General features: G+C 65.0%; 10 protein-coding genes and 1 riboswitch. Of the genes, 3 read left to right on the top strand and 7 right to left on the bottom strand.

From position 1 onward, the window contains the following. Nucleotides 1-71 precede the first annotated feature (71 nt). The 3 genes from thiS to H8B02_RS25705 all read right to left on the bottom strand — a co-directional run bounded on the left by thiS (nt 72) and on the right by H8B02_RS25705 (nt 2,143). A complete protein-coding gene (thiS, locus tag H8B02_RS25715; RefSeq protein ID WP_229168829.1) occupies nt 72-269 on the bottom strand; it encodes a sulfur carrier protein ThiS in 198 nt (65 codons plus the stop codon). After that, complete coding sequence (locus H8B02_RS25710) at nt 260-1,273, bottom strand: FAD-dependent oxidoreductase (RefSeq protein ID WP_229168828.1); 1,014 nt, start codon at nt 1,271-1,273, stop codon at nt 260-262. Before H8B02_RS25710 ends, thiS begins: the two co-directional genes overlap by 10 nt. Beyond that, nucleotides 1,261-1,404: riboswitch (TPP riboswitch) on the bottom strand. (Overlaps the previous gene by 13 nt.) Before the next feature lie 199 nt (nt 1,405-1,603). Next, nucleotides 1,604-2,143: a lytic transglycosylase domain-containing protein gene (locus H8B02_RS25705; RefSeq protein ID WP_229168827.1), complete on the bottom strand. Its 540-nt coding sequence runs from the start codon at nt 2,141-2,143 to the stop codon at nt 1,604-1,606. A gap of 365 nt (nt 2,144-2,508) precedes the next feature. Between H8B02_RS25705 and H8B02_RS25700 the strand changes: the two genes are divergently transcribed. Then, nucleotides 2,509-2,703 (top strand): hypothetical protein, encoded by a 195-nt coding sequence (locus tag H8B02_RS25700; protein ID WP_092116000.1) that lies wholly within the window; start codon nt 2,509-2,511, stop codon nt 2,701-2,703. A gap of 45 nt (nt 2,704-2,748) precedes the next feature. Here the strand turns inward: H8B02_RS25700 and H8B02_RS25695 are convergent, their stop codons facing one another. Continuing rightward, nucleotides 2,749-4,107 carry an ATP-binding protein gene (locus H8B02_RS25695; RefSeq protein ID WP_229168826.1) on the bottom strand — a complete coding sequence of 453 codons (1,359 nt, stop codon included), beginning with the start codon at nt 4,105-4,107 and terminating at the stop codon, nt 2,749-2,751. A 2-nt stretch (nt 4,108-4,109) separates the two neighbouring features. Continuing rightward, nucleotides 4,110-4,847 carry a response regulator gene (locus H8B02_RS25690; RefSeq protein ID WP_229168825.1) on the bottom strand — a complete coding sequence of 246 codons (738 nt, stop codon included), beginning with the start codon at nt 4,845-4,847 and terminating at the stop codon, nt 4,110-4,112. Nucleotides 4,848-5,133: 286 nt separating this feature from the next. Here H8B02_RS25690 and H8B02_RS25685 point away from each other — a divergent pair, with 286 nt between their 5' ends. Next, on the top strand, nt 5,134-5,511 hold the full coding sequence (locus H8B02_RS25685) for a PRC-barrel domain-containing protein (RefSeq protein WP_212310602.1): 378 nt from the start codon (nt 5,134-5,136) through the stop codon (nt 5,509-5,511). A gap of 377 nt (nt 5,512-5,888) precedes the next feature. After that, nucleotides 5,889-6,431: a PRC-barrel domain-containing protein gene (locus H8B02_RS25680; RefSeq protein WP_229168824.1), complete on the top strand. Its 543-nt coding sequence runs from the start codon at nt 5,889-5,891 to the stop codon at nt 6,429-6,431. Between the two features lie 85 nt (nt 6,432-6,516). Here the strand turns inward: H8B02_RS25680 and H8B02_RS25675 are convergent, their stop codons facing one another. Then, nucleotides 6,517-7,914, bottom strand: coding sequence for a glycerophosphodiester phosphodiesterase family protein (locus tag H8B02_RS25675; RefSeq protein ID WP_229168823.1), 1,398 nt, complete (start codon nt 7,912-7,914; stop codon nt 6,517-6,519). A gap of 204 nt (nt 7,915-8,118) precedes the next feature. Then, a partial coding sequence (locus tag H8B02_RS25670; RefSeq protein WP_229168822.1) for a biotin/lipoyl-containing protein occupies nt 8,119-8,527 on the bottom strand: 409 nt, incomplete at its 5' end.

Genomic DNA, 8,527 nt, shown 5'->3' with positions numbered 1-8,527 from the left:
GGAAGGGCCGCGGAGTATGGGTCCCTGCTTTCGCAGGGACGACGGGGGGAGGGAGTGTGCGCTAGCCATCATCACCCTCCCTGCCGCGGCGTGATGATCTCGATCTCGTCGCCGGCCTTGAGCGCGGTCTCGGCCCAGCGGCTCTTCGGCACCACGTCGAAGTTCAGCGCGATCGCGAAATGCGTGCCCTCGTAGTCGAGCTCGGACAACAGCGCATCGACGCTGGCCGCGCTGATCTCCCGCTGCTCGCCGTTGACGATCACGCGCATTGCATCACCTCATTGTCGATTTCACCGCGCGCCAGATAGGCGAGCGTCAGCTCGGCCAGCGCCGGCGCCAGCAGGAAGCCGTGACGGTAGAGTCCGTTCACCGTGATGCGTTCCTGCTCGATGCTGATTTTGGGCAGATTGTCCGGAAAGGCCGGGCGCAGGCCGGCGCCGAATTCGACGATGCGCGCCTCGCCGAAGGCCGGATGCACCACATAGGCGGCGCCGAGCAGTTCCAGCGCCGAGCGCACGCTGACGCCGTTGTCCTCGGCCTCGATCGAGGTCGCACCCAGCATGAAGCGGCCGTCGCCGCGCGGGATCACGTAAAGCGGCCAGCGCGGATGGATCAGCCGCACCGGGCGCAACAATTCGACTTCCGCGGTCTCGATGACGATCATCTCGCCCTTGACGCCGCGCAGGCTCGACTCGCGGTCGCGCGCGGCAAGGCCGCGGCAGTCGATCACGAGGCCGTCGAGATCATCAGCCTCGGCGTCGCTGCCGAACTTGATGGCGCCGCCGGCCTTCGCGATCGCGGCATGCAGCCGCGGCAGCACGCGGCGCGGCTCGACATGGCCCTCGTCGGGATAGAACAGGCCATCGCGGAAGCGGCCCTCGAGCGACGGTTCGAGTTCGCGGACGCCCTCGGCGTCGAGCCGGCGATAACCTGACGTGAGGCGGGCAAAGCGCTCGAAATCGGCACGGTCGCGCGGATGCGCCACCACCAGCGAGCCGTTGAACGCCGTTTCCGGAAAATGCCGCCGCCACAGGTCGAGCGAACGAACGCCGAGCCGCGAGATCACGGGCTCCGAGGCTTCCGCCTCGCACCAGGGCGCCAGCATTCCGCCGGCCCAGTGGCTTGTGGATTGCGTCATCGCAGCGTCGCTGCGCTCATGCAGGGTGACGGCACGTCCGGCCTCTGCGAGCAACAACGCATGCCAGGCGCCGGTTATGCCTGCGCCGATGATGGAGACGGGGGAATCCCCCCGCAGTCGTGACGTCTGATACATCCCTGTCCCTTCGCCGGCATGACCCGGATCAGGTTCAAAGGGTCACCGCGGTCCCGAACTGATCGCCGTGATGGCGAAGTCCAAGCTTGCGGTATCTCAGCTCCTCCTTCGGAGCACCCCTCGGAACGCCCCTAATGTAGGCTGATGGGCGGATGTGTCAACTTGTATGCCAGGAGCGGCATCGCGGCGTGCGCAGGGCGCGCGTGCCCCGGACGCAGCACAGCGCGACAGCGGTGCGCTGCTGAGCCGGGCCCCACCCTTTCGAAACGGAGGTCCCGGCTCTGCGGAGCAAGGCTTGCGCGTTGCACCGCGTCCGGGACACGCACGCACCTATTTGGCAGCCTGTTCCGGCTTCGGCTGGGCGGTATCGGCCGACATTTGGCTCTGCATTTGCTCTTGCTTGGCGAGCTCCTTCGGTGGCGCGCCCGCGCCGCCATGCATCGCCTCCTTGAGGTGACCGCCGCGCTGCCGCTTTGCGACATAGTAATAGCCGCCCGCGAAATAACGCACCGCTCGGTCGAAATCCCCATTGGCGGCGCGATAGGCGCCCGCGAGGTATTTGACGCCGTATTTGAGGTTGGTCGCGGCGTCGCGCAGGCCTTCGGCGGTACCGGTGTAGCCGACCCCGCGGGCGGTCGCGAGCTTGATCTGCATCATCCCGATGGCGCCGCCGCGCCCGATCAGCTGCGGATGGTACTTGCTCTCGCGGACGATGACGCGATGCACCAGCTCTTCCGGCACCAGGTTCGCCTGGGCCTCAGCCGCCACCATCGCCTCATATTGCGCCCGCGATTGTGCATGCGCACCGGCGCAGGACGCCAGCACCGCGATCGCAGCGGCAAGGCAGCTAAGGCTCTGAAGGGTCTTCATCTCGGGTCGCCCGGGTGATCAAACGCGCGTCGGTTCTGCGGTCTCATTGGTACGGCGAGCGGGCAGGAATGTGGCAAAACCTCGCATCAGCGAAACGTTCTGCGTCCGTCACTGTCCGGGTGAGGGTGAAGCGGACGACGCGGTTGCGAAGACAGATGCTTCAAATTGTTTGCTTCAATCGTCTCAGCCGAAAATTGCTTTTTGCGTCCGATTTTCTCGGCCGCCTCTTGCCGCACACTATCCACAGCGGATTGTCGTGCAAACGACTCAATGAAGGTCTACACTCGTCGGTGACAGCAAGCGTGTTGAGTCAGCACGTCTGTCCATTCAAAAGCACGCAAGAAGCAAAATTCGGGAGATGCGCCATGGTCCGACAGGACACCGGCTACATGCCTCGCGAAAATCCCTGCGCGCAATGCGGCAAGCCGATTGCCCGGCCCGATTGGGTGGAGCACAGCGAAGGGCGCACGTCGTTCCTGTGGAATTGCCGCGCCTGCAATTACCGCTTCGAGGCGATCGCGATCTACGACACAGCGCAGCTCAGGCCGCTCGCCGCCTGATGCCTTGATTATCGATCAGCTTCGTCGCCGATCAGCCCCGGCTGATCAGGCCGCGGATTTGCGCGGCGATTGCAGCAGCTGCTGCCGCGCCGGCAGTTCGATCCGAACCACCAGGCCATGCGGCTTGCGATCGTGCAGCGACAGCGTGCCGCCATGCGCGAGCACGATGGCGTTGGCGATCGACAGGCCAAGGCCAAAGCCTTCGGCCTCGTCCATGTTGCGCGCCTGGTCGCCGCGCACGAACGGCTCCAGCACGCTTGCCTTGTGCGCGTCCGAAATGCCGGGGCCGTCATCCTCGATGTCGATGACGAGGCGATCCGGCCTGGCGTCGAGGCGGACCGTCACTTCGCCGCCGAAGCGCGCGGCATTGTCGACCAGATTGGTGATGCAGCGATGCAGGTCGGCGGGCCGCGCGGTGGCCATCGCGTGCTGCGGGCCCTCGTAGTTGACCTTGTGTCCCATGTCGACGAACTGGTCGGTGACGAGGTGCAGCGTGCTCGCGATGTCGACCAGCGTCATCGCCTCGAGCTTGCGGTCGTTGCGCAGGAACGACAGCACCGATTCCAGCATCGAGCGCATCTGGTCGAGGTCGCGCAGCATGCGGTGGCGATGGGTCTCGTCCTCGATGAATTCGGCGCGCAGCCGCATCCGCGTGATCGGCGTGCGCAGGTCGTGGCTGATCGCGGCCAGCATCTTGGTGCGGTCGTCGATCAATGCCGTGATCCGCTCGCGCATCCGGTTCAGCGCCTTGGCCAGCGAGCGGATCTCCTCGGGGCCGCGTTCAGGCAGCGGCGCGGCAGCGCCGTTCAGGCTGAAGGTCTCCGCAGCCTTGACGAAGGATGACAGCGGCGCCGTCAGCGCCCATGCCGCCCACAGGCCAAGCAGGGTGACGCTGATGACGGCGAACAGCACCGTCATCATCCACGGCCCGCCCCAGAACGGCCGCATGTGCTGGTCCGGCATCAGGTTCGCGGCGAACATGGTGCCGTCGGGCAGGCGGATCGCGACGCGGCGGATCTCGCCGTCACGCGGCATGCTGCCCGCCTCGCGCGGCAGAGAGTAGACGTGATAGCCGGCGCCGAGCCGGCGCAGCGCGTGCAGGCTCGGCGGGTCGGTCTCGGTGAGGGCGCTGGTATCGGACGTGAAGTCAGCGATCGCAAGCTGCGGCAAGGCTCTGATGACGTCGGCCTGGAGCCGCGGCCGTTCCGATGCCGGCGCGTGCCCGAGCAGTTGCGCGGCGGCTGCGAGCTGGGTGTGCCAGCGGTCGGACGGCTCCGGCCGGTCCGGGCGATGGATCAGGAAGGTGGCGGTGATGATCAGGTGCAGCGTGACGATCGAGACGACGACCAGCGCCGCCATCTGGGCGCCGATCCCCCGCAGACTCAGCACGCGCAGCAGCTTCATGGTCAGTTGCTCGTGGCGGCAACCGCCTCCACCCTTGGAGTGAACACATAGCCGCCGGACCGCACCGTCTTGATCATGGTGGCTTCCTGCGGATCGGGCTCGATCTTGCGTCTGATACGACTGACCAGCACGTCGATCGAACGCTCGAACGAGCCGGCGGTGCGGCCCTGCGTCAGGTCGAGCAGGCTGTCGCGCGACAGCACGCGGCCGGGCCGTTCGCAGAAGGTGCGCAGCAGGTCGAACTCGGCGCTGGTCATGGCGACGCGCGCCCCTTCGGGGTTGCGCAGTTCGCGCAGGCGGATGTCGATGCGCCAGCCAAGGAAGGTCAGCGTGGTCGCACCCTCGATCGCGCTGGCGTTGCGCGCGGCGGCCTGCCGGCGCAGCACCGCGTTGATGCGCGCCAGCAGCTCGCGCGGGTTGAACGGCTTGGCCAGGTAATCGTCGGCGCCCATCTCGAGGCCGAGGATGCGGTCGACGTCCTCGCCGCGCGCGGTCAGCATGATAATCGGCGTCTGCGACTCCGCGCGCACCTTGCGGCACAGGCTGAGGCCGTCCTCGCCGGGCAGCATCACGTCGAGCACCAGGAGATCCACGCGGTGATCGGTCATGGCCTTGGCCATTTCGCGGCCGTCGGAGGCGGTCGTGACATGGCAGGAATTGGTGCGGAGATAGTTTGCGATGAGAGACCGCGTTTCGCGATCATCCTCGACGACGAGGATATTGGGCGCAGCCTGGGTCATACCGATCTTTTGTCCGTGATTCGGGTAAAGCGGCTCAGGAATTTTGTTTCAGTGCATTTCTGGAATCTTGCCCGGCATAACGAGTTAACAGGTCGGCGCTGTGGAGAAAAGTTATCGTTCTGTCATCCAGCCTAATGCTTTGAAATACGGAAAGAACTCACCTGTGCCTCACGCGGGGCCCGCGGCGCCATAGCGGCCCGGAAAAGGGAAGGGTGGCTGTCATAACCAGGGCCGGAACCCGTTCCCCCGGCGACGCGTTGTTTCTCTTTCAGGTCAGGAGGGTGAGATGGCTGTCGAGGTCAGTGCAAGGCCGCATCAGCTCATTGCAAGCGATCGCGTCGAGGGGACGGCGGTGCGCCGGGCCAATGGCGACATGATCGGCCATATCGAGCGGCTAATGATCGACAAGATCTCGGGCAAGGTGTCGTACGCGGTGCTGAGCTTCGGTGGTTTCCTCGGTATCGGAACCAATCTGCTTCCGCTGCCGTGGGGCCGGCTGCACTACAACACGAAGTTCGAGGCCTACGAGCTCGACATCGAGGACGACGAGCTGAAGCGGGCGCCGTCGTTCCGCGCCGACAAGGATTTCGATTGGGGCGATCGCTCGCAGGAAGTCGAGCTGCATCGCTTCTACGGCGTGCCGCCTTATTGGGGCGGCTTCTAAGCGCGTAGCGATACGCGCATGATCGACGCAGGTCGATCGATGATGGGGTCGCTGGGGCGAATGCCGGCGTGTGCAGCGCGGTTCGCCGGGACGACTTAGTGAGCCAAACATCGTCACATCAGGGACTGCGCGTCCGGCGCAGTCGTGAGGCTCAACCGCAGCCTACTTGAGAGATCACGATCTCTTTCGTCAAGGCCGCAAAGTTCCATGCGTCGGAAAGTGCGCAACCCTCGGGCGTGCCGCATCGCTTCCATTGCGTTCCCAGGCATCGGCGTTCCCAAACATCGGGGCGACTTTTGAGCGCAGGCTCGTTAGGAACGGTCACGCACATCACGGGTTCTCCCAGCATCGATTTTGCGAACCGAGGAGAGCGCACAATGTTGATCAAATCCATCGTTGCCGGCGTCGCCGGCTCCGCACTGCTTGCAACCGTCGCGTTTGCGCAGACACCCCCCGACAAGGGCGACAAGATGGCTCCTGCGGCGTCAAGCACGTCGCCGGCTCCAGCGGCATCGACGTCAGCCACGTCACCGACCGAATTCAAGGGCAACTGGCGCGCGTCGAAGGTCGTCGGTCTCAGCGTATACAATGACAGCAACGAGAGCGTCGGCTCGATCAATGATCTCTTGATGGACAAGGGCGGTGCCATCAAGGCGGTCGTGATCGGCGTCGGCGGCTTCCTTGGCGTCGGCGAGCACCTGGTTGCCGTGCCGATCGACAAGGTGAAGTTCGTCAACGAGCCGGTCGCCTATACCGGCGCCTCGAACACCGGCAGCACGACCAAGTCGACGACCACCACCGGCGCGGCGCCCGCGGCGGCGGCGGCGAAGCCGAATCCCTGGTACCCGGATCACGCGGTGTTCAGCGCGACCAAGGATGAGCTGAAGGCGATGCCCGAGTTCAAGTACGCGACCGACTAACGCGGATTGCGTTGCGTGAAAGACGAATGCGCCCGGCGATGCCGGGCGTATTCTGTCGTGAGGTGCATGAAATCTGCGTCTGTTATCACCAGCCCAGCTCACGCAAGTAAGCGGCGCGGGCGGCGACGCCGGTGTGGGTGAAATCGGTGAACACCCCGTCCACGCCGAGGCGGAAGAACTTCAGATATTCCAGGCTCGGATCGCCGCGATAGTCGGCGGCCAGATATTTGTTCTCGTTGCGGAACGTGAAGACATGCACGAACAGGCCGAGCTTGTGCGCATCGGCAATGACGCTGGTGGCGTCCTGCGTCGAGGCCTCCGCCGTCGATCCCTTGTAGGGCTTGCCGTCGGCGTTGCTGTCCTTCCACGGTGAGATCTTGTAGGGGACGATATAGGCCTTCCACGGACCGATGCCGTCGGCATAGGTCTTGATCTCCGCGAGGCCCGCAGGCGTCAGCATCGCATCGAAGGTGCGGGCGTCACCCGCGACCGTCCAGTCGTATGGACGGGAATTGGCGATGTTGTTGAGCAGCACCTTGCCGGTCTTGAAGTCGACGCCGTTGCCGTCGATGAGCTGGACCTGCCGTGTTTCCAGCCCGTGGCTGCGCATGTATTTCAGGCTGCCGGGCTCGAAGCTCTGAACGATGATCGACGCGTCCCTCGCATTGAGGCCGTTCTCCTTGATGATCTTGATCAGGGCGTCCTCGAGCGGATGGCTGCCGGGCGCGCCGCAGCCGTTCGCTATGGCCTGGGCATTGTTCCAGGTCGGATTCTTGGTTTCCGGATAGACCGCGATCGAACGTCCGGTCGCCTTGCTCTTGGCCTTGGCGATGTCGATGATGTCCTGGAAGCTGATGATCGGAAACTTGCCGTTGAACAGCTTCGGCCGTTCGTTGGCCGCGTCATAGGTGGTGCCGGCGATCCAATTCCTCAGCTCGGCCATGGTGAAATCGGTGATCGACCAGTCGTTGGTATGGTCGTCGCCGTCGACGATCAGCGCCTTCAGCACCGACTTCGGATCGGCCGGATCGACGAGGTCGGTCGGATATTCAGCCGGCCCGCTGGTGGGCGTTTGCGCCCATTTCACCTTGACGGGTACGCCCGGCACCGTGCGCTTGCGCTTGGCGACTTCCGCGTTGGTCTTCGCCACTTCGGCAACGTTGGTGTTGTCGCCGAGCCACGGATTGTGGCGTGCCACCAGCACGCAATCCTTGGTCAGATGCAGGTCCTCTTCAAGCGAGTCGGTGCCGAGGTCCGCGGCCAGCTCATACGAAGCCTCGGTCTCCTCGGGCACCAGGCCAGGCACGCCGCGATGCCCGATCACGAGCGGCAACTTTCCGTCGACGGTCAGGAACGGCTTGGCGCCGGCCGACGCCGAGGCGGTTTGCGCTGAAGCCATCGACGGCAGCAGGACCGCCAAAGCCGCCGCACCGAGCAGCATCGCGCCAACATGCACCTTCCGTCGCGAACGAATCTGCCTCACGGCCAAATCTCCATCTTTTGCGTGGCATCGGGGCGATGCCGTAAGGGCCGAGCCGCACAGGGCCGCCGCTGCTGTCTTCTTTGTCGCAATCTTCTGACAGTCCGATGACTATTCGGCGAGGCAGGCAGACACAAGCTTCCGCGACGCGCCGGAGGGCGAACAGTCCGCACCTCATTGCGGCTTGCGGCCGGGCGCGGCGCGTTGTCAACGTGCGATCCGGACGCTCATGCCGGGTTCGAGACCTTCCGTGGCGCCTGCGGGGTCGAGACGCAGACGCAACGTGTTGCGGTCGTGATCGCCGATCACGCGCTCGGCCTGCCAGGTGGCGAATACCCCAAGCGGCCGCAACTCGGTGATGGCAGCCTTGGTGGCGGCGCCGGAACCGTTCGGTATCACGCTCACGGTCTTGCCCATCGCGAGACCGTCGAGATGGTCCTCGCGCACATTGAACGACAGCCATTGCTTGCCGGCCGCCGCGATCATCAGGATCGGCTGACCCGCGCGAACGTTTTCGCCCACTTCGGCGGCGATCACGCTGACGACGCCGTCGACCGGCGCGCGCAGCACCATCTTGTCGAGACGGCGCTCGAGCACCGCGACGGCGGCCGCGGCC

Origin of the sequence: Bradyrhizobium altum, from assembly GCF_020889705.1 — a bacterium.
GTDB classification, from domain to species: domain Bacteria; phylum Pseudomonadota; class Alphaproteobacteria; order Rhizobiales; family Xanthobacteraceae; genus Bradyrhizobium; species Bradyrhizobium altum.
The sequence above is the reverse complement of the archived record's forward strand: the minus strand, read 5'-3'. Positions and strand labels throughout refer to the sequence as shown.

What these genes read in the sequence shown, in the direction of transcription:
- thiS (WP_229168829.1), bottom strand. Translation starts at nt 269, where the DNA reads ATGCGCGTGATCGTCAACGGCGAGCAGCGGGAGATCAGCGCGGCCAGC.
- H8B02_RS25710 (WP_229168828.1), bottom strand. Translation starts at nt 1,273, where the DNA reads ATGTATCAGACGTCACGACTGCGGGGGGATTCCCCCGTCTCCATCATC.
- H8B02_RS25705 (WP_229168827.1), bottom strand. Translation starts at nt 2,143, where the DNA reads ATGAAGACCCTTCAGAGCCTTAGCTGCCTTGCCGCTGCGATCGCGGTG.
- H8B02_RS25700 (WP_092116000.1), top strand. Translation starts at nt 2,509, where the DNA reads ATGGTCCGACAGGACACCGGCTACATGCCTCGCGAAAATCCCTGCGCG.
- H8B02_RS25695 (WP_229168826.1), bottom strand. Translation starts at nt 4,107, where the DNA reads ATGAAGCTGCTGCGCGTGCTGAGTCTGCGGGGGATCGGCGCCCAGATG.
- H8B02_RS25690 (WP_229168825.1), bottom strand. Translation starts at nt 4,847, where the DNA reads ATGACCCAGGCTGCGCCCAATATCCTCGTCGTCGAGGATGATCGCGAA.
- H8B02_RS25685 (WP_212310602.1), top strand. Translation starts at nt 5,134, where the DNA reads ATGGCTGTCGAGGTCAGTGCAAGGCCGCATCAGCTCATTGCAAGCGAT.
- H8B02_RS25680 (WP_229168824.1), top strand. Translation starts at nt 5,889, where the DNA reads ATGTTGATCAAATCCATCGTTGCCGGCGTCGCCGGCTCCGCACTGCTT.